At 67.7% G+C, this 22,493-nt stretch carries 21 protein-coding genes and 1 riboswitch; of the genes, 14 read left to right on the top strand and 7 right to left on the bottom strand.

The window, feature by feature from the left end; genetic code table 11:
* Positions 1–40 precede the first annotated feature (40 nt).
* The 3 genes from AC3QL3_RS06275 to AC3QL3_RS06265 form a co-directional block, all read right to left on the bottom strand.
* Positions 41–682, bottom strand: coding sequence for a response regulator (locus tag AC3QL3_RS06275; RefSeq protein ID WP_492898876.1), 642 nt, complete (start codon positions 680–682; stop codon positions 41–43).
* Between the two features lie 11 nt (positions 683–693).
* Positions 694–1,881 (bottom strand): sensor histidine kinase, encoded by a 1,188-nt coding sequence (locus AC3QL3_RS06270; RefSeq protein ID WP_492897520.1) that lies wholly within the window; start codon positions 1,879–1,881, stop codon positions 694–696.
* Between the two features lie 74 nt (positions 1,882–1,955).
* The gene (locus AC3QL3_RS06265; RefSeq protein ID WP_492897519.1) at positions 1,956–2,987 is read right to left on the bottom strand and encodes a LysR substrate-binding domain-containing protein; all 1,032 of its coding nucleotides are present in this window, start codon (positions 2,985–2,987) and stop codon (positions 1,956–1,958) included.
* Between the two features lie 23 nt (positions 2,988–3,010).
* On the opposite strand from AC3QL3_RS06265, the gene AC3QL3_RS06260 reads away from it, so the two are divergent.
* From AC3QL3_RS06260 to AC3QL3_RS06205, 12 genes are all read left to right on the top strand, one after another.
* The gene (locus AC3QL3_RS06260) at positions 3,011–4,225 is read left to right on the top strand and encodes an efflux RND transporter periplasmic adaptor subunit (RefSeq protein ID WP_492897518.1); all 1,215 of its coding nucleotides are present in this window, start codon (positions 3,011–3,013) and stop codon (positions 4,223–4,225) included.
* A 27-nt stretch (positions 4,226–4,252) separates the two neighbouring features.
* Complete coding sequence (locus AC3QL3_RS06255; RefSeq protein WP_492897517.1) at positions 4,253–7,339, top strand: efflux RND transporter permease subunit; 3,087 nt, start codon at positions 4,253–4,255, stop codon at positions 7,337–7,339.
* The gene (locus AC3QL3_RS06250; protein ID WP_492897516.1) at positions 7,339–8,526 is read left to right on the top strand and encodes an MFS transporter; all 1,188 of its coding nucleotides are present in this window, start codon (positions 7,339–7,341) and stop codon (positions 8,524–8,526) included. The genes AC3QL3_RS06255 and AC3QL3_RS06250 overlap by 1 nt, the downstream gene beginning before the upstream one ends.
* Before the next feature lie 132 nt (positions 8,527–8,658).
* The gene (locus tag AC3QL3_RS06245) at positions 8,659–9,270 is read left to right on the top strand and encodes a GNAT family N-acetyltransferase (RefSeq protein ID WP_492897515.1); all 612 of its coding nucleotides are present in this window, start codon (positions 8,659–8,661) and stop codon (positions 9,268–9,270) included.
* 13 nt (positions 9,271–9,283) lie between these two features.
* Positions 9,284–10,075, top strand: coding sequence for a septum site-determining protein MinC (gene minC / locus AC3QL3_RS06240; protein ID WP_492897514.1), 792 nt, complete (start codon positions 9,284–9,286; stop codon positions 10,073–10,075).
* A 125-nt stretch (positions 10,076–10,200) separates the two neighbouring features.
* Complete coding sequence (minD, locus tag AC3QL3_RS06235; protein ID WP_492897513.1) at positions 10,201–11,013, top strand: septum site-determining protein MinD; 813 nt, start codon at positions 10,201–10,203, stop codon at positions 11,011–11,013.
* A 2-nt stretch (positions 11,014–11,015) separates the two neighbouring features.
* Positions 11,016–11,306: a cell division topological specificity factor MinE gene (gene minE, locus AC3QL3_RS06230; protein WP_492897512.1), complete on the top strand. Its 291-nt coding sequence runs from the start codon at positions 11,016–11,018 to the stop codon at positions 11,304–11,306.
* Positions 11,306–11,797 (top strand): hypothetical protein, encoded by a 492-nt coding sequence (locus AC3QL3_RS06225; protein ID WP_492897511.1) that lies wholly within the window; start codon positions 11,306–11,308, stop codon positions 11,795–11,797. The genes minE and AC3QL3_RS06225 overlap by 1 nt, the downstream gene beginning before the upstream one ends.
* Positions 11,798–11,882: 85 nt before the next feature.
* On the top strand, positions 11,883–12,680 hold the full coding sequence (gene otsB / locus AC3QL3_RS06220) for a trehalose-phosphatase (RefSeq protein WP_492897510.1): 798 nt from the start codon (positions 11,883–11,885) through the stop codon (positions 12,678–12,680).
* Positions 12,677–14,512 (top strand): glycoside hydrolase family 15 protein, encoded by a 1,836-nt coding sequence (locus tag AC3QL3_RS06215; RefSeq protein WP_492897509.1) that lies wholly within the window; start codon positions 12,677–12,679, stop codon positions 14,510–14,512. Before otsB ends, AC3QL3_RS06215 begins: the two co-directional genes overlap by 4 nt.
* Before the next feature lie 7 nt (positions 14,513–14,519).
* On the top strand, positions 14,520–15,887 hold the full coding sequence (gene otsA, locus AC3QL3_RS06210) for an alpha,alpha-trehalose-phosphate synthase (UDP-forming) (RefSeq protein ID WP_492897508.1): 1,368 nt from the start codon (positions 14,520–14,522) through the stop codon (positions 15,885–15,887).
* Positions 15,888–15,927: 40 nt separating this feature from the next.
* Complete coding sequence (locus AC3QL3_RS06205) at positions 15,928–17,247, top strand: hypothetical protein (RefSeq protein ID WP_492897507.1); 1,320 nt, start codon at positions 15,928–15,930, stop codon at positions 17,245–17,247.
* Here AC3QL3_RS06205 and AC3QL3_RS06200 read toward each other — a convergent pair.
* The 4 genes from AC3QL3_RS06200 to AC3QL3_RS06185 all read right to left on the bottom strand — a co-directional run bounded on the left by AC3QL3_RS06200 (position 17,237) and on the right by AC3QL3_RS06185 (position 20,324).
* Positions 17,237–17,818: a hypothetical protein gene (locus AC3QL3_RS06200; RefSeq protein ID WP_492897506.1), complete on the bottom strand. Its 582-nt coding sequence runs from the start codon at positions 17,816–17,818 to the stop codon at positions 17,237–17,239. The genes AC3QL3_RS06205 and AC3QL3_RS06200 overlap by 11 nt on opposite strands.
* Entirely contained in the window at positions 17,815–18,429 is a 615-nt protein-coding gene (locus tag AC3QL3_RS06195) for a hypothetical protein (RefSeq protein ID WP_492897505.1), read from the bottom strand. The genes AC3QL3_RS06200 and AC3QL3_RS06195 overlap by 4 nt, the downstream gene beginning before the upstream one ends.
* Positions 18,426–19,034 carry a hypothetical protein gene (locus tag AC3QL3_RS06190; RefSeq protein ID WP_492897504.1) on the bottom strand — a complete coding sequence of 203 codons (609 nt, stop codon included), beginning with the start codon at positions 19,032–19,034 and terminating at the stop codon, positions 18,426–18,428. The genes AC3QL3_RS06195 and AC3QL3_RS06190 overlap by 4 nt, the downstream gene beginning before the upstream one ends.
* Positions 19,035–19,112: 78 nt before the next feature.
* Positions 19,113–20,324: a multidrug effflux MFS transporter gene (locus AC3QL3_RS06185; RefSeq protein ID WP_492897503.1), complete on the bottom strand. Its 1,212-nt coding sequence runs from the start codon at positions 20,322–20,324 to the stop codon at positions 19,113–19,115.
* A gap of 88 nt (positions 20,325–20,412) precedes the next feature.
* A riboswitch (Fluoride riboswitch) is annotated at positions 20,413–20,473 on the top strand.
* A gap of 87 nt (positions 20,474–20,560) precedes the next feature.
* Here AC3QL3_RS06185 and crcB point away from each other — a divergent pair.
* Complete coding sequence (gene crcB / locus AC3QL3_RS06180; protein WP_492897502.1) at positions 20,561–20,947, top strand: fluoride efflux transporter CrcB; 387 nt, start codon at positions 20,561–20,563, stop codon at positions 20,945–20,947.
* A 103-nt stretch (positions 20,948–21,050) separates the two neighbouring features.
* A complete protein-coding gene (cfa, locus tag AC3QL3_RS06175; protein WP_492897501.1) occupies positions 21,051–22,169 on the top strand; it encodes a cyclopropane fatty acyl phospholipid synthase in 1,119 nt (372 codons plus the stop codon).
* The last annotated feature ends 324 nt before the right edge of the window (positions 22,170–22,493 follow it).

Raw genomic sequence — 22,493 nt, 5'->3', positions numbered from 1 at the left:
GCAGCCGCCGCGCCGTGGCGCGAGCGGTTCTCGGCAGGTCTCAGACGATGCCCAGCTCGAACGCCTTCAGCACCGCGCGCGTGCGGTCGCGCACGCCGAGCTTGGAGAGCACGTTGGACACGTGATTCTTGACCGTGCCCTCGGCCACGCCGAGCGAATTGGCGATTTCCTTGTTGCTGTAGCCGCCCGCCATCAGACGCAAAATCTCGGTTTCGCGTTCGGTCAACGGGTCGGGCCGATCGAGGCTGACGAAGTCGTTGTGCATGCGCTCGAGGCCCGACAAGAGCCGCTGCGTCACCACCGGCGCGACCAGCGAGCCGCCGCCGGCGACGGTCTTGACCGCGTCGACCAGCTGATCGAGCGAGACGTCCTTGAGCAGATAGCCACGCGCGCCGGCCTTGAGTCCGGCCAGCACGAGCTGATCGTCGTCGAAGGTGGTCAGGATGATCGTCGGCGGCAAGCGGTTGGCGCCGGCCAGCGCGTTCAGCACGTCGATGCCGGACATGCCCGGCATGCGCAGATCGAGCAGGACCACGTCCGGCTTCACGCGCGGGATGACCTCGACCGCCTGCGTGCCGTCGCCGGCCTCGGCGATGACGCGGATCGAGTCGGACAGCTCCAGCAAGGAGCGGATGCCCTGGCGCACCAGGGTCTGATCGTCGACCAGACAGACCTTGATGATCTCTTCCTTGCTCATGCCCTGCTCTCCAGGGGCAGCGAGGCGTCGAGCGCGAAGCCCTGCCCCTTGCCGGTTGCGATGTCGAGTCGCCCGCCGAACTGCGCGAGGCGCTCGCGCATGCCGGTGAGGCCGTTGCCCTGCTTGAATTGGATCGCGCCCTGACCGTCGTCGCGCGCGCGGATCACCATCTCGCGATCGGCGCTGCGCTCGAAGCACAGCCACAGATTGCGCGCGCCGGCGTGGCGCACGGTGTTGGTGATGATCTCCTGCGCGCAGCGCAACAGCACCTGTGCGCGTTTGGGATCGTCGACGCCGAAGCGCGGCGGCAGTTCCAAATGGATGTCCAGGCCCGGTACTCCCTCGATCAGGTTCTTCAGCGCCTGCGTCAAGTCGATATTGTCGTCTTCGCGCAGCTGGCTGACCACCTCGCGCACGTCACCGAGCAAGAGCTTGGCCACCGACTGCGCCTGACGCACGTGCTCCTGCGCCGGCCCTTGCACCAGATGGCTGGCGACTTCGAGGTTGAGGCTGAGCGCGGTCAGATGATGCCCGACCAGATCGTGCAGCTCGCGTGAGATGCGCATGCGCTCGGCCAGCCGGCTCGATTCCGCCAGCAAGGTGCGCGTCGCGCGCAGTTCCGAGTTCAGCCGGCGCTGCTCTTCGCGTGCCTCGACCTGGCGCTTGGTCACGAACGAGGTCACGAAGGCGAGCACGATGAAGCCGAAATACAGGCTCGATTGCAGGAACGCGTCGCTGAGGCTGAACACCGGTTCGCGGATGCTGGCGAACACCGGCACCAAGGAGAAGTTCTGCAGCACCATCCACGCGAGCGCGACACGCAGCGGCAGCAGCCACGGCAGTGCCACCGCGATCACCGCCAGCAGCAGCGCGCCGATGCCGCCTTGGCTGAACCAGCCGATTGCGACGACAGTCGTGTTCAACACCAATAGCAGCACGATCTGCAGAGCGCGCCGCAGCGGCGTGCGGCGGCGGTCGCCGAGATCGCGCGTGACATACCAATAAACGATGCCGAACACGATGTAGCAGCCCAGCCACAGGTGCACGTAGGAGGTCGGCAGCTGCTTCTGCGCGAGGTCCTCGACCAGGGTCTGGTAGCGCAGGAACGGCGTGCCGACGCTGGCGTATTGGAACAGGCCGGCGTAGCGCAAGAGCTGGATGTGGTTGAAGTTCGGCCAAGGCATGGCGCCATCATAGGCGCGCGCCGGAACGACGTAACCTGTCCGAAAGTCACGCGGCTCGGCGCGCGCGGCCGCGCTCATCCGACCAGCGAGGGATCGCTCGCCGCCTGACGCCGCGCTGCGCGCTCGGCCGGCCAGTCGGTCTCGGGCGGCTGCTTGGGCGGCGGATCGCCGCAGGGGCCGGCGGCCAGTTCGCAATTGCAGGTCTCATCGAGCACGAAATCGCGGAAGGCGAGGAAGCGCTGATCCCGCTCGGCTCCTTCCGGCCAGGCCAGCAGGTGCGTGTCCGGCGCGGTCAATTCGAGCTTGTCGCCGAACGGTCGCACCAGGCGTCCGGCCGCGATTTCGCAATCGATCATCGGCGAGCGTCCGAGCGCGACGCCGAGCCCGTCGATCGCCGCCGACAGCGCGACGCCGTAATGACTGAAGCGCAGCCGCGGCAACGCCGGGCGGTCCGACACGCCCAGCATCTGCAGCCACGGCGCCCAGCGCGAGGCCTCGAACGGCTCGGAGTCTTCTTCGATCAACGTTTGGCGCAGGAGATCGGCCGGTTGGCGCAGATGGCCGCGCTCGGCCAAAGCCGGGCTGCATACCGGGAAGATGTTCTCGCGCAACAGCGGCGTTTCGTTGCGGCGCGGCGGCTCGGCCGCGGGACGCGTGATGATCGCGACGTCGACATTGGTGCGCTCGAAATCGACTTCGGGGCATTCCATCGTCGAAATGCGGATCTCGATGTGCGGATGCAGAGCGGCGAAGTGGCCGAGGCGCGGCACCAGCCACCAGCTCGCGAACGCCATCGGCGCGGCCACCGTCAGCACGCCGATCTGACGCGGCAGCCGGATCCGATCGGTGGCTCGCAGGATCAGATCGAGCCCGGCGCGCACGCCCTCGACCAGGATGCGTCCCTCCGCGGTCAGCTCGACGCCGGGATTGCGGCGCAGGAACAAGGTGCCGCCGACGAACGTTTCCAGCGCGCGGATCTGGTGGCTGACCGCACTTTGCGTGATCGCCAGCTCCTCCGCCGCGCGGGTGAAGCTCGACAGCCGCGCGACCGCCTCGAAGGTGCGCAACGCCGGCAGCGGCGGGGTCGCGCGATAGGGACTCGGCATGACTCACCCCATGAGTTCAGCTAATGATCGCGTTAGAAATGATCATTCGATTTGTGGAATTTTCAAGTTTAGGATTATTTCAGCTCATCTTGCAAGGAACTCCGATGTCCCGTCGAGTATGGATTCCGTCGGCCGCCTTGCTGGCGACCCTGATCGGCGTCGGCGTGGCGCTGACGCTGTGGAAACAGGCCTCGTTGCGCGCCGCCGAAGTGGCATCCGCGCAGCAGACCGAGCCAACCGAAACCGTCGTGGCGGCGACCGCCGTCGAACGCGAACACGGCGCCAGCACGACCGCGATCGGTACCGTCGTCGCGCTGCGCTCGATCACGCTGCGCAACGAACTGGCCGGCACCGTGCACCGCGTCGAACTGGCGCCGGGCGCAGTCGTCGAAGCCGGCGCCGTGCTGGTGCAACTCGATGTTTCGGTCGAAAGCGCCGAGCTCAAGGCGCAAGAAGCCCAGGCGACGCTGGCGCAGAGCATGCTCGAGCGCATGCAGCGCCTGAGTCAGAGCCAATTCGCCTCCAAAGCCGATCTCGATCGCCAGCGCGCCGAACGCGACGTCGCCCTGGCGCAGATTGCGCGCGCCAAGGCGGTGATCGCACGCAAGACCATTCGCGCGCCGTTCCGCGCGCGCGTCGGCATTGCCGACGTGCATCCGGGCCAATTCCTCGCCGAAGGCACCTTGCTGACGACCTTGCAGGGCGTCGACGACGCCGCCTACGTCGACTTCGCGGTCGCGCAGCAGATCGGCCACGCCCTGCGTGCCGGCGACACGGTGCAGGTCATCGCGGCGAACGCCGCCGCGCCGATCGCGGCGAAGATCGTCGCGGTCGATGCGCGCGTCGATTCGGCCACGCGCAACGCGACCGTGCGTGCGCGCATCGTCAACGATGCCGACGCACCGGCACCGGGCGCTTCGGTGCGCGTGCGCGTGCCGGTCGGCGATGCGCGCCTGGCCGTGGCTGTTCCCCTGAGTGCCGTGCGCAAGGGGCCCGGCGGCGATCAGGTGTTCGTGCTCGCCACCGCCGCCGACGGCAAGACGCGCGCGCAGCAACGCACGGTACGCGTCGAGGCGCTGCTCGAGCGCGAAGCGGTGATCGAGTCGGGCCTTCGTGCCGGCGAGAAAGTTGCCGCATCCGGTTCGTTCAAGCTGCGCGACGGCGCCTTGATCGCGGTCCGCGCCTCAGAGGCCGGCGACGCCGCAGCGGGCGCGACTCGCGCCGGCCAACCGCAATAACTCCATCGCGAATCCGGAACCGCTGCCATGCGCGCCTTCACCGATGTCTTCATCAAACACCCGGTCCTTGCGATCACCATCAACCTGATGATCCTGCTGGTCGGCTGGCGCGCGCTGTCGTCGCTGCCGGTGCAGCAGTATCCGCAGATCGAGAGTTCCTCGGTGCTGATCACCACGGTCTACTACGGCGCCAGCGCCGAGACGGTACGCGGCTTTCTGACCACTCCGATCGAGCGCGCGGTGTCCTCGATCGGCGGCGTCGACCACATCGAATCGACCAGCCGCGCCGGCCAGAGCACGGTCACCGTGCGGCTCAAGCTCGACCACAGCAGCACCGCCGCACTCGCCGAGATCACCGCGCGCCTGCAACAGGTGCGCTCGCAGCTGCCGGCCGAGGCGGAACCGCCGACGGTCGAAGTGCAGCGTGCGGACCGCCCCTACGCCACGTTTTATCTGAGCTTCGCCTCGAAGGAACGCAGCGTGCCGGCGATCACCGACTGGCTTCTGCGCACCTTGCAGCCGCAGCTGGCCACGCTCGAAGGCGTGCAGCGCGTGACGTTCGAGGGCGGCCAGCAGATCGCGATGCGCGTGTGGATCGATCCGGCGCGCCTGGCCGCGCTGAACCTCTCGCCGGGCGACGTGCACGCGGCACTGGAGCGCAACAACTATCTCGCCGCGGTCGGCCAGACCAAGGGCAATCTGGTGCAGGTCAACCTGTTGGCGAACACGGACCTGCGTTCGGCGGAGGAATTCGCCAACCTGATCGTGACCGACCGCAACGGCGCGATCGTGCGTCTGTCCGACGTCGCGCGCGTCGAACTCGGCGCCGAAGAGGCCGATCTGGTCGCCAAATACGACGCGCAGGAAGCGGTCTACCTCGGCATTTGGCCCTTGGTCGGCAGCAACGAAATCGAGGTCGCCGACCGCCTGCAGGCCGAGATGGAACGCCTGCGCCCGACCTTGCCCAAGGACATCAACATGCGCCTGGTCTGGGATGGCACCATGTTCATGCGCAGCGCGCTGAAGGAGATCACCAAGACCCTGACCGAAACGATCCTGATCGTCGGCCTCGCCGTCTTCCTGTTCATGGGCTCGCTGCGCACCTCCCTGGTGCCGCTGATCGCGATGCCGGTTTCGCTGGTCGGCACCGCGATCGCGATGCTCGCGTTCGGCTTCAGCCTGAACTTGCTGACGATGCTGGCGATCGTGCTCGCGGTCGGCCTGGTGGTCGACGATGCGATCGTGGTGGTCGAGAACGTCGAGCGTCACGTGCAGGAAGGCCGCTCGCGCGTCCAGGCGGCGATGATCGGCGCGCGCGAACTGATCGGCCCGGTCATCGCGATGACGATCACCCTGGCGACGGTGTACACGCCGATCGCGTTCCAGGGCGGACTGACCGGTTCGCTGTTCCTCGAATTCGCGATCACCCTTGCCATGGCGGTGATCGTCTCCGGCGTGGTCGCGCTGACCCTGTCGCCGGTGATGAGCTCGCGCTTCGTGCACGAGCGTGGTCACGAAGGCCGCCTGACGACCCTAGTCAACCGCGGCTTCGAGGTCGTGCGGCGCGGTTATGCGCGATTGCTCGAAGTGGCCTTCGGCATGCGCGCGGCGATCGTCGCCGCGGCGCTGCTGCTGACGCTCGCCGCGTGGCCGCTGTATCTCAATTCGCGCCAGGAACTCGCTCCGGTCGAAGACCAAAGCCACATCAGCCTGTACTACGAAGCCTCGCCCGACTCTTCGCTGGCGGCGACCGATCGCGATTCGCTGCACGTGGTCGAAGCGCTGAAGACGTTCGCCGAAGCCGACTACGTGTGGTCGCTGACCGCTGCCTGGGGCGGCTACGGCGGCCTGGTGGCGAAAGATTGGAAGCAGCGCGGCCTGACCACGGAGCAGATGTACGGCGACGTCTACGCAGCAGTGTCGCAAGTGCCCGGCCTGCGCGTATTCCCGCGCCTCGATCCGCCGCTGCCGACACCGGGCCAGTACGACGTCGAGCTGGTGCTGCAGAACGACGCGCCGGTCGAACAGATGCTGGCGACCGCGCAAACCGTACTCGACGCCGGCATGAAGAGCGGCAAGTTCCTCTACGTCGACACCGACCTCAAGATCGACCTGCCCGAAGCGCGCGTCGTGCTCGACCGCGAGCGCATCGCCGATCTCGGTCTCGATCTCGCCGGCGTCGGCCGCGAACTGGGCACTTTGCTGGGCGGCAATTACGTCAACCGCTTCAACTATTTCGACCGCAGCTACAAGGTGATCCCGCAGCTCGGCGACGCCGACCGCGCTACCTTGGAGCCGCTGCTCGACCTCAAGATCAAGACACCGGAAGGCCGCTTGGTGCCGGTGTCCTCCTTCACCCACATCGAAACCAGCACCGCGCCGCGCACCTTGAACCGCTTCCAGCAGCGCAATTCGGTGCGCATCTTCGGCGGCGTGCAGCCGGGCGTGACCAAGGCCGAAGGCCTCGCCGTGCTGGAAGCCGCCGCGGCCGCCGCCGGCGGCGCCGATGTCGCGATCGACTATGCCGGCGAGTCGCGCCAGATCCGCAAGGAAGGCTCGGCGCTGACCGTGACGCTCGGGTTTTCGGTGGTGTTGATCTACCTGGTGCTCGCGGCGCAGTTCAAGAGTTTCCGCGACCCGTTGATCGTGCTGCTCGGCTCGGTGCCGCTGGCGATTTCCGGCGCCTTGGTCTTCAGCTTTCTCGGGCTGACCACGATCAACATCTACTCGCAGGTCGGCTTGATCACCTTGGTCGGACTGATCGCCAAGAACGGCATCCTGATCGTCGAGTTCGCCAACGCGCGCCAGGCGCTCGGCCTCGATCGACTGGCCGCCGCGCGCGAAGCGGCGCTGACGCGTCTGCGCCCGGTGCTGATGACGTCCGCCGCGATGGTGTTCGGTTCGTTGCCGCTGGTCATGGTCAGCGGCCCCGGCGCCGCCGCGCGCCACAGCATCGGCGTGGTCTTGGTTGCCGGTATGATCATCGGCACATTGTTCACTTTGTTCGTGGTGCCGGTGTTCTACTCCCTGATCGCAGCCGAACATCGCGCCGTGCCGGAGCACGAGGACGTCACACCGGCACCGCAACTCGCGCCGGCGACCGGTGCCGCCTGATGAACGCGAATGCGCGCACGCCCTGGGTCGTGGTCGCGGTGCTGGTCGGTGCCGGTGTCGCGGTCGCGCTGCACATCGGCAAGGCGCCCGGCGCGATGCCGCTGCTGCGCGAAAGCTTCGGCCTCGACCTGACCACGGCCGGCTGGGTGGTGTCGATCTTCAGTCTGATCGCCGCCCTCGCCGGCATCGCGGTCGGCCTGCTCGCCGATCGCTACGGCCAGGCGCGCGTGGCGCTGGCGGGCCTCTTGCTGATGGCGCTCGCTTCCGCTCTCGGCGCAGCCGCACCCAATACCGCCGCGCTGCTCGGCAGCCGCGCGCTGGAAGGCTTCGGCTTCATCCTCGCCGCCGTGTCGCTGCCGTCTTTGATCGTGCAAGCCGCCACACCGGCCGATCGCGGCGTCGCGCTCGGTTTGTGGGGTACCAATGTGCCGCTCGGCATCGGCCTGATGCTGCTGCTCGGCGCGCCGCTGCTCGACCGCATCGGCTGGCGCGGGGTCTGGCTGGTGGCGGCGGCGCTGACCCTACTGGCTGCAGTCGCGCTGTTCGGCGCGGCGCGCGGCATCCGTGCCGACGATGCGCCGAAACGGCCGCCACTGCGCGAGCAGCTGCGTGCGCTGGCGGGTCAGCGCGGCCCCTGGCTGCTGACCGCGATCTTCACGCTGTACGCCGGCGAATATCTGGTCGTGGTCGGTTTCCTGCCGCTGATCCTGGTCGACGCCGGCGGCCTGACCGCAGCGACCGCCGCCACGCTGAGCGCGCTGGTGGTGCTCGCCAACGTGCTCGGCAACGCCACCGCCGGCTTCGCGCTGCGTGCCGGCGTGCCGGCGCGGTACCTCTTGATCGTCGCCTCCGCGGCGATGGGGCTCGGCGCCGCGCTGGCCTTCGCCGACAGCGGCGCCGCCGCGATGCGCGTCGCCGGCGGCCTGCTGTTCTCGGGCTTGGGCGGCCTGATCCCGGGCAGCCTGTTCGCGCTGGCGCCCGAGCACACGCCGCGGCCGGAACTCTTGTCCAGCGTCAACGGCCTGATGATGCAGGGCTCGGCCGTCGGCCAGTTCGTGCTGCCGCCGATCGCGGCCGCATTCGTCGCCAGCCGCGACGGCTGGAGCGCGGCCGCGGTGGTGATCGGACTGGCGGCGGCGAGCGTGATCGCTCTGGCACTGGCGCTGCCGCGCACCCCGGCGCGCTAACGCTTCGCTAACTTCGCCGCCCGCACCGCGCCATGACCCTGCTGCGGCCACGTGCGATAATTGCGCCGCCGCGGACCCGCCATGCCGAGCGCATGACCGTCGGGCTGGGTACGATTTCCATGGAGTTACACGATGTCTTTGAGCATCCGCGACGTGTCGCCGCAGGAACTGGATTCGGTGCTTGCCCTCAACAACGCCGCCGGCTCCACCATCCTGCCGCTGGACGCCGCCGGCCTGCATACGCTGTACGAGCAAGCCAGCTATTTCCGTCTCGCCGAGGTCGACGGCCACGCCGCCGGGTTCCTGCCGGCGATGCGTGAAGGCGCCGACTACGAGAGTCCGAACTATCAGTGGTTTCGCGAGCGCTATCCCTCGTTCGTCTACATCGACCGCATCGTCATCGCCAAGCCGTATCGCGGCCTCGGCCTCGGCCGTGTGTTCTATGCCGACGTGACCAGCTACGCCGAGACGCGCGTGCCGCTGCTCGCCTGCGAGGTATTCCTGGAGCCGCGCGACGACGTGTCGGTGCTGTTCCACGGCACCTGGGGCTTCCAGGAAGTCGGCCAGCAGACGATGTCCAGCAACGGCCGCCGCGTCTCGCTGCTGGCGAAGAATCTGTGCAGCTATCCGTTCGTGCGCTCGACCTATCTCGACGGCGCCGGCCTGCCCGATCTGCCGTGGCTGGCCGAGCGCGGCCGTCTGAACTCCGGACGCCCGGCCGTGCGCGCAGCAGGCGGCGGTTGAGCCTGCGCCGACGATGACAGCAGCCTCGATCGGCACCCTCGAAGCCGTCGCCGAGATCAAGTTCGGTCAAGTCGGTCTCGCCAATCTCAAATTGAAGCGGCTCGACGCGGATGCGCTCGCCGCCGAATTGCGCGAGAAAGTCGAAAGCGCGGAAAAATTGTTCCTGCGCACGCCCGTCGTGCTCGACCTGAGCCATCTGCCGGCGCTGCCCGACCTCGACACGGTGCGCGATCTGTTCGAACGCATCCGCGCCAGCGGCATGCTGCCGGTCGGCTTGTCCTACGGCACCAGCGAGAACGACGCGCTGGCGCAGGCACTCGGCGTGCCGGTGTTCGCGAAATTCCGTGCCGCCTACGAGCGCGGCGCGGAAGCGCCGCCGTCGCCGCGCGATACGCCGCCCCCGCCTTCGCGCGAACCGGCGCGGGTCGAACGCGCCACGCCGCCGCCGCCGAGCGCGACTGCGCCGGCTGCAGCGTCCTCCTCCGGCCTCTTGCACGACAAGCCGGTGCGTTCGGGCCAGCAGATTTATGCGCGCGGGCGCGACCTGATCTTGAACGCTCTGGTCGGCAACGGCGCCGAAGTCATCGCCGACGGCTCGATCCACGTCTACGGCGCCTTGCGCGGACGCGCGCTGGCCGGCGCGCAAGGCGACGAGAGCGCGCGCATCTATTGCCAGGAATTTCACGCCGAGCTGGTTTCGATCGCCGGGCACTATCGCGTATTCGAAGATATTCCGGCCGAATTGCGCGGCAAACCGGTACAAGCCTGGCTCGACGGCGACAAGCTGCTTTTGAAAAAAATGTGATGGGAATTTGCGCTCAGGGATGCGGGGAGAACAAATGACGGATAATGAGCGTCGCATTCGATGGGCCGCGTTTGCGCCCAATCCGCGATCCGCAATCACCGATCCCGTTTTCCAGGAGACTCACATTGACTGAAATCATCGTCGTCACTTCCGGCAAAGGCGGCGTCGGCAAGACCACGACCAGCGCCTCGCTGAGCGTAGGTCTCGCCAAGCGCGGCAAGAAGGTCGCGGTCATCGACTTCGACGTCGGCCTGCGCAACCTCGACCTGATCATGGGTTGCGAACGCCGCGTGGTCTACGACTTCGTCAACGTGATCCAAGGCGAGTGCACGCTGAAGCAGGCATTGATCAAGGACAAGCGCATCGAGACGCTGTACGTGCTGGCCGCTTCGCAGACGCGCGACAAGGATGCGCTGAACAAGGAAGGTGTCGAGCGCGTGCTGAATGAATTGACCGAAGAAGGTTTCGATTACGTCATTTGCGACTCGCCCGCCGGCATCGAAAAAGGTGCTTCACTGGCGATGTATTTCGCCGACCGCGCCGTCGTGGTGGTGAATCCGGAAGTATCGAGCGTGCGCGACTCCGATCGTATCCTCGGTCTTCTGTCGAGCAAGACGCGCCGCGCCGAACTCGGCAACGGTGCGGTCGAGCAGCATCTCCTGCTGACCCGCTACAACCCCGATCGCGTCGCCAACGGCGACATGATGGGCGTCAACGACGTCAAGGAAATCCTCGGCATCGAAGTGATCGGCGTGATTCCCGAATCGCCCGGCGTGTTGACGGCGTCGAACGCCGGCGTGCCGGTCATCCTCGACGAGGAATCCGCCGCCGGTCAGGCCTATGCCGACGCCGTCGCGCGCCTCAGCGGCGAGACGCGGCCGATGCGCTTCATCGATGCGCAGAAGAAGGGCTTCCTCGCACGCATCTTCGGGAGCTGAGCATGGGACTGTTCGATTTCCTGCGTGCACGCCAGAAGAACACCGCGTCGGTCGCCAAGGAACGTCTGCGCATCATCGTCGCGCAGGAACGGGCGCAGAGCGGCCGCCCCGACTACCTGCCGCTGCTGCGGCGCGAACTGCTCGAAGTCATCCGCAAGTACGTCAACATCGATCCGGACGCGATCGAGATCCACGTGCAGCGCGACGGCGATCAGGAAGTGCTGGAGCTGTCGGTCGCGCTGCCGGACAAGCAAGAGTCCGAGCTGCCGGGCGCGCCCGCCGACGAGACCTGATGCACGACGACGAAGCCGGCGTGCTGACGCTGGCTGATCTCGACATCGCCGCGATCGACGCGCTGCTCGCGCGTCATGCGCTGACCTTGGTTCGTGTCGACGCCGGCGCATCGATCCCCGGCAGCTACTGGGGCGAACCGGAGGCCGGCGTGATCGCGCACGCCGTCTATGCGCGCGACGACACGCCGGTGCATTCGCTGCTGCACGAAGCCTGTCACTTGATCGTCGCGCCGAGCGAGCGCCGCGCCGGCATCCACACCGACGCGTCCGACTCGCAGGCCGAGGAAGACGCCACCTGCTATCTGCAAATCCTGCTCGCCGACGAGTTGCCCGGCGTCGGCAGCGCACGACTGATGCGCGACATGGACACCTGGGGCTACACCTTCCGCCTCGGCTCCACCCGCGCTTGGTTCGAGCACGATGCCGACGACGCGCGCGCCTGGCTGCTTCAACGCGGATTGCTGCCGCAACGAGACGTCGCGCCGGCATGACATCGGTGGCACGAATGCGTGCGCGGTCAGTCGGTATACATGTGGCGGCGTGTGAACTCGGGCGGGTGAACTCGCCTGGCCATCCATGAGTCGCAACGATCCCGTGGCGAATGCCGGCGCGCTGCCGCCGCCACCGCGCGCGGCGGTCGCGACCACCGCGCTCTTCCTCGATCTCGACGGCACCTTGCTCGACTTCGCCGCACGACCCGATGCCGTCGTCGTCGCGGCGGGACTGCGTGCCGTCTTGCAGCGCCTGCACCGAGCCCTCGGCGGCGCGCTCGCGCTGGTGAGCGGCCGCCCGTTGCAGCAGATCGACAACTTGCTCGGCTTGCCGCAAGCGGCCGCGTCCGGCTTGCACGGCGCCGAGTTGCGCCGCGCCGACGGCAGCCTGGTCGAACTGCGTGCCGATCCTGCGCGCGTGGCCGCGTTGCGCGACGCTGCCCACGCGGTCGCGAAGGCCCTGCCCGGCGTGCTGCTGGAGGACAAGGACATCGCCTTCGCCTTGCACTATCGCAACGTGCCGGCGGCCGAAACGGAGGTGCAGCGCGCGGCGGCCGAACTGCTGCACGTCGCCGGCGCGGGTTTCGAATTGCAGCCGGGCAATCGCGTCGTCGAGATCAAACCGGCCGGTGTCGACAAAGGCGTCGCACTCGCCGCTTTGATGCAGACGCCGCCTTTCGCCGGCCGCCAGCCGTGGATGATCGGCGACGATTACACCGACGAGCACGCCTTCGTGCGCGCCGAGCAACTCGGCGGCCTCGGCATCATCGTCGGCTCGCGCCGCCCCACACGCGCGCGCTACGCGCTGGCCGATCCGCCGGCGACACGCCGCTGGCTCACCGCGCTCGCCGCGGCAACCGACTCGAGAACGGAGACCGGATGAAACCCACTCAAACCACTCTCGCCACAGAGCCGCTCGTAGCGGACACGTCAACTGCGGCCAATCTCGATCTCGGCGTCGTCGGCAACGGCAGCATCGGCGCCCTGATCGATGCGCGCGGCCGCATCGTCTGGTGCTGCCTGCCCGCGTTCGACGGCGATCCGGTGTTCTGTTCGCTGTTGTCGCCGACCGCCGGCGACCTCGGCTATTTCGACATCGTGCTCGAGGGCGAAACGACGCGCTCGCAGCGCTACCTCGACAACACGCCGGTGCTGGTGACGCAGCTCAATGCCGCCGACGGCAGCGCGGTCGAGATCGTCGACTTCGCACCGCGCTACAAACTCAACGGCCGCATCTTCCATCCGATGAGCCTGTTGCGCACGATCCGGCCGCTGGCCGGCGCGCCGCGCATCACCCTGCGCCTGCGTCCTTTGGCCGACTACGGCGCGCGCCGACCGGAACGCAGCTTCGGCTCGAACCATCTGCGCTTCCTGTTCGACGGCGTCGTGCTGCGTGCGACCACCGACGCGCCGCTGCCGATGCTGCGCGACGAGCTGCCGTTCCTGCTCGATCGCGAGCTTGCGATCGTGCTCGGGCCGGACGAGACGCTGGCGCAGGCGCCGGCGCTGCACGTGCGCGAGGCGCTCGATGCCACGGTCGACTACTGGCGCGAGTGGGTGCGCTACTTGTCGATCCCGGCCGAATGGCAGGACGCAGTGATCCGCGCCGCGATCACGCTGAAGCTGAGCCAATACGAAGGCACCGGCGCGATCGTCGCCGCGCTGACCACCTCGATTCCGGAAGCGCCGCACACGGTGCGCAACTGGGACTATCGCTATTGCTGGCTGCGCGACGCGGCCTTCGTCGTGCGTGCGCTGAACCGCCTCGGCGCGACGCGCAGCATGGAGGAATACCTGCGCTACCTGGCCAATCTCGCCGCCTCCGCCGACGGTGATCTGGCGCCGGTGTACGGCATCCATTTCGAACGCGAGCTGCTCGAAGGCGAGGCGAAACATCTGGCCGGCTATCGCGGCATGGGGCCGGTTCGCATCGGCAACGACGCCTGGCGCCAGAGCCAGCACGACGTCTACGGCAGCGTGGTGCTGGCGGCGACGCAGCTGTTCTTCGATCACCGCCTCAACGTGCGCGGCGACGCCGCCGCCTTTGCGCGGCTCGAACCGGCCGGCGAGGCCGCGTTTCGGCTGCACGATCAACCCGACGCCGGATTGTGGGAATTCCGCGGCCGCAGCGACGTGCACACCTATTCGAGCGTGATGTCGTGGGCCGCCTGCGACCGCCTCGGCCGCATCGCCGCGCATCTGGGGCTCGAACAGCGCGCGGCGTTCTGGAACGAACGCGCCGAACGCGTGCGCGCGCTGATCCTCGAACGCGCCGTGCATCCGGTGCACGGTCACTTCGTCGATGCGTTCGGCAGCGAACGGCTCGACGCCAGCCTGCTCCTGCTCGCCGATCTCGGCTTCGTGCGCGCCGACGACGCGCGCTTCGTGGCGACGGTGGAAGCAGTCGGCCGCGTGCTGCGCCAAGGCAATTATCTGTTCCGCTATATCGTACCGGACGACTTCGGCGCGCCCGAAACCAGCTTCACCATCTGCAGCTTCTGGTACGTCGACGCGCTCGCTTCGATCGGCCGCACCGACGAGGCGCGCACTTTGTTCGAGCAGCTCTTGGCGCGGCGCAATCCGCTCGGGCTGTTGTCCGAAGACGTGCATCCGGGCAGCGGCGAGTTGTGGGGCAATTTTCCGCAAACCTATTCTCTGGTCGGCCTGATCAACGCGGCGACGCGGCTCTCGCGCAGCTGGGAGAGCGTGCTGTGAGGACGCGATGAGCCGTCTCGTCGTCGTCTCCAATCGCGTCGCGCAGCCGAAGGAAGCGCGCGCGGGCGGACTCGCCTCGGCGATGCAGGCCGCGCTGGCGGAGAACGGTGGCCTCTGGTTCGGCTGGAGCGGCCGACTGGTCGATGAAAGCGAACGCACGCTGCAACGCGCGAGCGCCGAGCGCGTCGACTACGCCCTGCTCGACCTGACCCGCGCCGAGTACGAGCAGTACTACCTCGGCTTCGCCAATCGCACGCTGTGGCCGCTGCTGCACTTCCGCCAGGCGCTGCTCGACTTCAACCGCAGCGATCTCGCCGGCTACCTGCGCGTGAACCGCTTGTTCGCCGAGCAGGTCGCGCGCCTGCTGCGCCCGGACGACCGTTTGTGGGTGCACGACTATCACCTGATTCCGCTCGGCGCGGAACTGCGCCGGCTCGGCGTGGACGCGCCGATCGGCTTCTTCCTGCACGTGCCGCTGCCGCCGCGCGAGCTGATCGCCGCGCTGCCGCACCACGAGCAGGTATTCAGCGCGCTTGCCGCGTACGACTTGATCGGCGTGCAGACCGAATCCGATCTGCGCGCCTTGCTCGGCTACTTCCGCGACGAGCAGGCAGCTGAGATCGACGACACCGGCAACGTGCGCTTGCCGAACGGGCAGCGGTTTCGCGCCGGCGTGTTTCCGATCGGCATCGATACCGAACGCGTCGCGCGCCAGGCCGAGCGCGCGGTCGGCAGCGCCGCGAACAAGCGACTGATCGCCAGCCTCGAGCAGCGCCGGCTCGCGATCGGCGTCGATCGGCTCGACTATTCGAAAGGGCTGCCGCAGCGTTTCGAGGCGTTCGGGCGCTTCTTGTCCAAGCATCCGCAATGGCGCTCGAAAGTGTCGCTCTTGCAGATCGCACCGCCTTCGCGCGAGGACGTGCTCGAGTATCGCGAACTGCGCTCGCGCCTGGAACGTTTGGCCGGCGCCACCAACGGCCGCTACGCCGAACCCGATTGGGTGCCGATCCGCTACGTCAACCGCAGCTTCCAGCAGGAAACGCTGGCCGGCTTCTATCGCAGCGCACACGTCGGTTTGGTCACGCCGCTGCGCGACGGCATGAACTTGGTGGCGAAGGAATTCGTCGCCGCGCAGGCGGCCGACGATCCCGGCGTGCTGGTGCTGTCGAACCAGGCCGGCGCGGCGCGCGAGCTGCGCGAGGCGATCATCATCAATCCGCTCGATCCCGAAGATATCGTCGAAAGCCTCGAAGCTGCACTGGAAATGCCTCTGAACGAGCGCCGCGAGCGTTGGTCGGCGATGATCGAACACCTGCGCCGGCACGACATCACGGCCTGGCGCAACGCCTTCCTGCACGCACTGGCGCAGCGCTGACGAGGCGACCGCCGCGCAGCGATCGACTACCATGCGCGCCATGTCGAACGCGCCCATCAGCCACGAAAACACCTCCACCGTTTCGGCCGGTGCCTGGCTCGACATCCTGCGCCTGAGCGGCCGCCTGCTCGCGCGGCACTGGCCGGCGCTGCTGTTCTGGTTCTTCCTGCAACGGGTCGTGTACGACCTGCTGATGGACGCGGCGATCGCGCTGGCCGGGCCCTCGCTGCTGCTCGCCTACGCGGTGATCGCCTTGCTCGTGGTCAGCCAGCTGGCCAGTGTGATCGCGATGTTCCTGTGCCTGCGCCCGAGCCTGCCGATGCTGGCGCGGCGCGACGTGCCGCAGACGGTCGCATCGAGCAGCCGCCATGCCGCGTGGATGCGCGCGCTGGCGGTCGCGCTGCTGCCGTTCTTCGCCTACTACACCACTTGGGGTCTGCTCGACGGCCTGCGCCGCGATTTCCAGATCAACTACATCTGGTCGATTCCGGGCGAGCAGAAGGTGTCGCTGAAAGACGTGCTGAATCTGCCGTGGCTGTGGTTGGCGCTGGCGCTGTCCTTCCTCGTCCGCCACGTCAGCCTCAAGCGCGCGAAGAGCGTCGGCGGCATCGGCTGGACCTTGCTCGCGACCGCGTGCGAGGCGTACTGGGTGTTCGTCGGCGCGCGCGCGATCGCGCAAGGCATCGGCCTCGGCAAGGACTGGTGGGGCGATCGCGCGGCGCATCAGTGGCTGATGAACTGGTGGGAAGACCCGCGCGCGCTGTTCCATCTGCTGGCGCCGTTGAAGCAAGCGTTGGCGCCGGTGGTGAGCTTGGCCACGACCGCGTTCGGCGGCATCGTCACGCCGATGGTCTGGCTCGCGATCACCGCGATCATCTACGGCATGGACATGCGCCGCGCGCACAAGCTCGACGCTGCCGACGCCTCGCTCGAACGCCTGAGCACGCGCTACAGCGCGCTGCCGCTGTTGGTGCGCAAGATCGCCGGCAAGGCCAGCGAAGGCTGGACCAGCAAGGGCGTACCGATCGCCAACAGCCTGCGCCTGGTGTTGCGCGCGGGTCTGCCGGCGGTGGTCGTGCTGTGCGTCTGCTTCCAGCTGCTCGACTGGATCGATTCGTATGCGTGGCGCGGCATGGTCGCCCTGCTCGGCCCGCACGAGAGCGGCTGGTGGGATGTGATCGGACAACCGATCTCGGTCTTGATCGGCGCGCCGATCTCCACCCGACCGGCGCTGCTGACCGAGATCGTGCGCATCGCGCTGTTGGCGGCGACCTGCGACTGCGCCATCGCGCGCTTGCAGAGCGCGCCCGCCGCGCCGGCTAGCGAGCAAACAGCCGTGCCGGTGCCCGCTACGGGTTGAAGCGCAAATAGGTGCCGCTGGCCTTCAGGTCCGCCCACGGAATGAAGATTTCCGGCCGCAGCGTCTTCACCTCCAGCCCTCGCGGCACCACGAACGGCAATTCGAACTGCCACGGTTCGCCGGGCTTGGCCTGGATCTCTTCGAACTTGGCGCCGCGGCCGCTCGCGCACGAAGACGGCAGCGTGCGCGGCTGGCGGAACGACATGAACGGATCGGCGTCCCAGACGCGGCCGCGCGCGTCGGTGAGGCGGCCTTTGCAGCGATCGAGCTTTTTGATGTCGGCGCCGGCGTCGGCGATCATCTCGAAGCGCGCCACCAGCACCATCGCGTCCTCGCGCAAATCCGGCTTGTCGCGCGCGGTCACGTTGAGCAAGCGCCAGCGCGCGCCCTCGTACTGGCCCCAGCCTTCGTGCGCAACCTCGATCGGCTGCATCGGATGCATGCGCGCATAGCGATGCCAGGCTTCGCGATACGGCGCGTACAACGCCCAAGCGCCGAGCAGCAAGGCGCCGAGTAGATAAAAGCGCTGGCGTCGCCACCAGGTGGAAGCGTTGCTGTCGTTCGTGCTCATGGCCGCAGGTCGACCTCCTCGAACGCGCGCGCGAGCAGTTCGGCGCTGCTCGCCTTGCCGGTGCCGAGATCGACGTCGATCAAGCCGTCGTTCGACGGCGGCGTCAGCGTGCCGACGAAGAACTCGACGTGCGCGCCGGGCAACTGCTCCGGCGGCAGTTCGAAGAAGAACGCGCCGTCGTAACCGAGTCCCGGCACGAACTGCTGACCGGCCAGATTCACCCCGCGCACGCGCGGGCGCTGCTCGCTGTTGGCGCGGTAATAAATGCCGTCGCGCGTGCGCAGGCGCGCGCTGAGGTAACCCGGCCGCTGCAGCATCTCGATCTTGACCGGCAAGGCGAGCCAGATGCCGGAAGTCTTCAATTCGCGCGTGCTGTTGTCGCTGGCGTAATCGCCGCCGGTCTTGTAACGCCGCGCCAGGCGGAAGCCATCGACCGTCACCGCGAACTCGCGCGCGACCACACGCTGCTTCAGCGCGCCGGCCACGCTCAGCGGCGCCAGCTTGTCTTCGTAGCTGAGCAAGTTCTCGCGCATCAGCACGATCAGCACGAGTCCGGCCGCGAGCCACAAAAGTTCGCGCCAGCCGAGCCGGCGCAGCGTCTGCCCGATCACGACGACGGCACCTGCGCGCGCCGGTCTTCGGCCGGCAGCTTCAGCGTGGTGCCCGGACCGTCCTGGATCCAGCCGCTTTCGTTGCTGATGTAGGCCTTCTCGGCGTAGCGGCGCTGGTACAAGCCCCAGCGCAGCGGCTGCGTCAGTGCCTGACCCTTGGGCAGTTTCCAGCACAAGAGCACGCGTGTGGGCAGCTTGGGATGCAGATAGTCGTGCAAGGTCAGATCGTCGGCGAGATAGATCAGATCCGGCCTGCTGCCCTTCTGATCCTCCGTCCCGGTCAGCCAGCGCAGATCGTCGGACAAGTAATAGTTGCTGCTGCTCTTGGTCAGATTCTCGACCACCGCTTCGAGCACCAGAAAGTCCTTGCCGCCCGAATCCTCGCGCCCCTTCGGGTCGCGATGATCGACCCAGGCGCGCAGCGGCTGCACCGCCAGCGCGCCGGCGGTCGCGCGTACGCCGGCGCCGGATTGGCCGGTGCGCTTGGGCGCGAAGCGGAATCCGCCGAGCAAGGCGAGCGCGATCAAGGCGAGCGCGGCGACCACGGCGGCGGCGCGCCAGCGCGTGCTGCGCAAGGCTTGTTTGAGAGTGGGATCGAGCGGCATGCCCGTCGCGGCAGTCGATGACGGGGCGGACTTATAGCACAAGCGCCCGGCGCGCTCCGCCACTCGCGGTGCGGCCGTTCAGCTGCTTGCCGACACCCGTTCGCGCTGCAGATAGGCACGCCAGGCGAGCGCGCCGAGCACGGTCGCGAGCGCGGCACCGGCCGCGAGCGTCAGTGCGCTGCCCGACAACAACGGCGACAGCACGCCGGCGATCAGCGCGCTGAGCACCAGGCTCATGAAGGCCTGCACTGACGACACCGCGCCGCGATGCAGCGGAAAGCGATCGAGCAGGAGCAAGGTCAAGGTCGGCGAATTGATGCCGATGCCGACCGCATGCAAGCCGATCGGCAGCACCGACCACGGCAGCCGCGGCGACGGGAACACGAAGGCGAGCGTCAGGTTCAGCGCGACTGCGCCGAGCATGATCGTGTAGCCGAGCCGCACGGTCGCCGCCGCGGTCAATCGCCCGGCCACGCGCCCGGACAGGAAGGCGCCGAGCATCAAGCCGCTGATCGAGGGAATGAACAGCCAAGCGAAATGCTGCGCGTCGAGCTTGAGCAGGTCGAGCACGAAGGCCGGCGCGGAAGCGATGTAGATCCACAAGGCGTTGAAGTTCAGCGTGCCGGCGAAAGCCAGCGGCAGGAACGCGCGATCGCCGCAGATCAAGCGATAGCTGGCGCCGAGTTCGCGCAGCGAGAAGCGCATGCGGCGCTCGTCGGGGTGAGTTTCCGGCAGCCAGGCGACGCAGGCGATCAAGAGCAGCGTGGCGAACGCGGCCAACAGCCAGAAGATCATCGACCAGTGCGCCACCGCCACCACCCAGCCGCCGATGATCGGCGCGATCGCCGGCGCGATACCGAAGATCATCGACACCGCCGACATCAGACGCTGCGCTTCGACGCCGTCGAAGCAGTCGCGGATGATCGCGCGGCCGACGATCAGGCCGGCACCGGCCGACACGCCCTGCAGCACGCGGAAGCCGAGCAGCATCTCGATCGTGTTGGCCATCGCGCAGCCGATCGAGGCGAGGGTGAAGACCACAACGCCGGCGAGGATCACGCGGCGTCGGCCGATCGCGTCGGACAAGGGGCCGTGCAGCAGCGACATCAGCGCGTAGGCGACCAAGTAAACACTGACCGTCTGTTGCATCGCCAGGGGACTGGCGTGCAGCTCCGCGGCGATCACCGGAAAGGCCGGAAAGATCGTGTCGATCGCGAACGGGCCGAACATCGCCAGCGCGGCGAGCAGCGGCGCGAGCAGACGGCGGCGGGGAGCGGAGGCCGAGATCATCGAGGAGACGCAGGATGGACCTGCATGCTACACGGCGCACGCGGTGGCGGCGAGAACGCGCGGAATCGTCCCGGCCTGCGCTAAGATCGAGGCTCAGGGAGATGGCATTCTCCTCGAACCGCCGCAAGGCTGATGATGCCTACTCGATTCCCGCGCATGGGAGCCGGTGGGTTGGGTGGACGATTCCACCGCCGCGGTTCCGTGTTCCGGGCGTTGCCGACCGAACCGGGAGTGCCATGAATTTCGCTTCTGTTCTCGCCGTGGGTTTCGGAGCGTTCGCCGGCGCCGTGTTGCGCTGGCTGCTCGGCCTGGCCTTGAATCCGATCCTGCCGATGCTGCCGCTCGGCACGCTCGCGGCGAACCTGCTCGGCGGCCTGGTGATGGGTTTCGCGATGGGGACGTTCGAGCACTACCAAGCCATCCCATTGGTCTGGCGGCTCGCGCTCACCACCGGCTTCCTCGGCGGCTTGACCACCTTCTCGACCTTCTCCGCCGAGACCGTGATCGCGCTGCAGCGGCAGCAGTACGGCTGGACCGCGACGATCATCGCGACGCATCTGTTCGGCTCGCTCCTGGCGACTCTGGCCGGCATCGCGCTGGTGCGGCTGGTGTTGCGCGCCTAGCGTTCCGGCCAGGTGACAAGGCCGTCATGCGCACAGGCTTGAAGCGCGCGCCGCGCGTCCCGACCATAGCCTGCGCCGCGCCACTGCTGCTTGGGGGAAACCGATGAACGAAGCCCGCGCCCAGACGCGCATCGAATCCTTACTCGCCCTCGCCGGCGTCCGCGTCGACGGACCCGCGCCGAGCGACATCCAGGTGCGCGACCGCGGCCTGTACTCGCGCGTGCTCGCGCACGGCTCGCTGGGTCTGGGCGAAAGCTACATGGACGGCTGGTGGGATGCCGACGATCTCGACGGTTTCTTCTGCCGCCTGCTCGATGCGCATCTGGACGAACGCGTCGGCGGCGCCGAGGACGTCTGGCTGTTCCTGAAATCGCGCGTGGTCAATCTGCAGCGCGGCCGCCGTGCGTACGAAGTCGGCGAGCAGCACTACGACCTCGGCAATGATCTGTTCGAGGCGATGCTCGGCAAGCGCCTGGTCTACAGCTGCGGCTATTGGAATGAGGCCACCGATCTCGATGCGGCGCAGGAAGCCAAGCTCGACCTGATCTTCCGCAAGCTCGGCCTGCAACCGGGCATGCGCGTGCTCGACATCGGCTGCGGTTGGGGCGAGGCGCTCAAGCTCGCCGCCGAGCGCTACGGCGTCAGCGGCGTCGGCGTGACGGTGTCGCAAGAGCAGGCCGCGTACGCGCGCGAGATCTGCAGCGGCCTGCCGGTCGAGATCCGCCTGACCGACTATCGCGAGGTCGACGAGCGTTTCGACCGCGTGTTTTCGATCGGCATGTTCGAACACGTCGGGGTGAAGAATTACCGCACCTATTTCGAGGTCGCACGCCGCTGCACCGCCGACGACGGCCTGTTCCTGCTGCACACGATCGGCTCCAACGTGTCGTCCAACCACACCGATCCGTGGATCGAGAAGTACATCTTCCGCAATTCGATGATCCCGTCGGCCGAGCAGATCGCCAAGGCCAGCGAAGGCCTGTTCGTGATCGAGGATTGGCACAACTTCGGCGCCGACTACGACCGCACCTTGATGGCGTGGCGCGCGAACTTCGACGCCGCCTGGCCGCGGCTCGCGGAAAAATACGGCGAGCGCTTCCGCCGCATGTGGCGCTTCTATCTGTCCGCTTCCGCCGCCGTGTTCCGCACGCGCCGCGACCAGCTGTGGCAGCTGGCGCTGAGCCCACGCGGCGTGCGCGGCGGCTATCGCGCGCCGCGCTGAGACGCGCGCGAGCGCGCGTCGTTTGCGTCGTTACCGCATCGTTACCCATCCGTTTCCGCCGCGTGCCGACAGCGCAGCCATCACCAAGGTAGAACCTCACTCGCGGAAAGCCGAACGCGCGCGCGATTCGGCACGCAGACGGCGGAAGGCGGCAACCCATCCGCTTCCGACCTGGCAAACACCGACGAGGAGTAACGTATGAGGAAATATCGCTTGCTGTTGGCCGGTTGTGCGTTCGCCTTCGGAATCGGCCTCAGCGCGACCGCTATCGCCGGTCGCACCTGCTGTACGCAATGCGACTGCATGTCCGAAGACGACTGGTGT

The organism is Dokdonella sp. GW821-FHT11D02 (assembly GCF_058808595.1).
Note: the sequence above shows the minus strand (reverse complement) of the source record. Positions and strands in the feature narration are given on the sequence as shown.

Excerpts from the sequence above, each read along its gene's own strand:
- AC3QL3_RS06270 (WP_492897520.1), bottom strand. The coding sequence starts at position 1,881 with ATGCCTTGGCCGAACTTCAACCACATCCAGCTCTTGCGCTACGCCGGC.
- AC3QL3_RS06265 (WP_492897519.1), bottom strand. The coding sequence starts at position 2,987 with ATGCCGAGTCCCTATCGCGCGACCCCGCCGCTGCCGGCGTTGCGCACC.
- AC3QL3_RS06260 (WP_492897518.1), top strand. The coding sequence starts at position 3,011 with ATGATCGCGTTAGAAATGATCATTCGATTTGTGGAATTTTCAAGTTTA.
- AC3QL3_RS06255 (WP_492897517.1), top strand. The coding sequence starts at position 4,253 with ATGCGCGCCTTCACCGATGTCTTCATCAAACACCCGGTCCTTGCGATC.
- AC3QL3_RS06250 (WP_492897516.1), top strand. The coding sequence starts at position 7,339 with ATGAACGCGAATGCGCGCACGCCCTGGGTCGTGGTCGCGGTGCTGGTC.
- AC3QL3_RS06245 (WP_492897515.1), top strand. The coding sequence starts at position 8,659 with ATGTCTTTGAGCATCCGCGACGTGTCGCCGCAGGAACTGGATTCGGTG.
- minC (WP_492897514.1), top strand. The coding sequence starts at position 9,284 with ATGACAGCAGCCTCGATCGGCACCCTCGAAGCCGTCGCCGAGATCAAG.
- minE (WP_492897512.1), top strand. The coding sequence starts at position 11,016 with ATGGGACTGTTCGATTTCCTGCGTGCACGCCAGAAGAACACCGCGTCG.
- AC3QL3_RS06225 (WP_492897511.1), top strand. The coding sequence starts at position 11,306 with ATGCACGACGACGAAGCCGGCGTGCTGACGCTGGCTGATCTCGACATC.
- otsB (WP_492897510.1), top strand. The coding sequence starts at position 11,883 with ATGAGTCGCAACGATCCCGTGGCGAATGCCGGCGCGCTGCCGCCGCCA.
- AC3QL3_RS06215 (WP_492897509.1), top strand. The coding sequence starts at position 12,677 with ATGAAACCCACTCAAACCACTCTCGCCACAGAGCCGCTCGTAGCGGAC.
- otsA (WP_492897508.1), top strand. The coding sequence starts at position 14,520 with ATGAGCCGTCTCGTCGTCGTCTCCAATCGCGTCGCGCAGCCGAAGGAA.
- AC3QL3_RS06205 (WP_492897507.1), top strand. The coding sequence starts at position 15,928 with ATGTCGAACGCGCCCATCAGCCACGAAAACACCTCCACCGTTTCGGCC.
- AC3QL3_RS06200 (WP_492897506.1), bottom strand. The coding sequence starts at position 17,818 with ATGAGCACGAACGACAGCAACGCTTCCACCTGGTGGCGACGCCAGCGC.
- AC3QL3_RS06190 (WP_492897504.1), bottom strand. The coding sequence starts at position 19,034 with ATGCCGCTCGATCCCACTCTCAAACAAGCCTTGCGCAGCACGCGCTGG.
- AC3QL3_RS06185 (WP_492897503.1), bottom strand. The coding sequence starts at position 20,324 with ATGATCTCGGCCTCCGCTCCCCGCCGCCGTCTGCTCGCGCCGCTGCTC.
- crcB (WP_492897502.1), top strand. The coding sequence starts at position 20,561 with ATGAATTTCGCTTCTGTTCTCGCCGTGGGTTTCGGAGCGTTCGCCGGC.
- cfa (WP_492897501.1), top strand. The coding sequence starts at position 21,051 with ATGAACGAAGCCCGCGCCCAGACGCGCATCGAATCCTTACTCGCCCTC.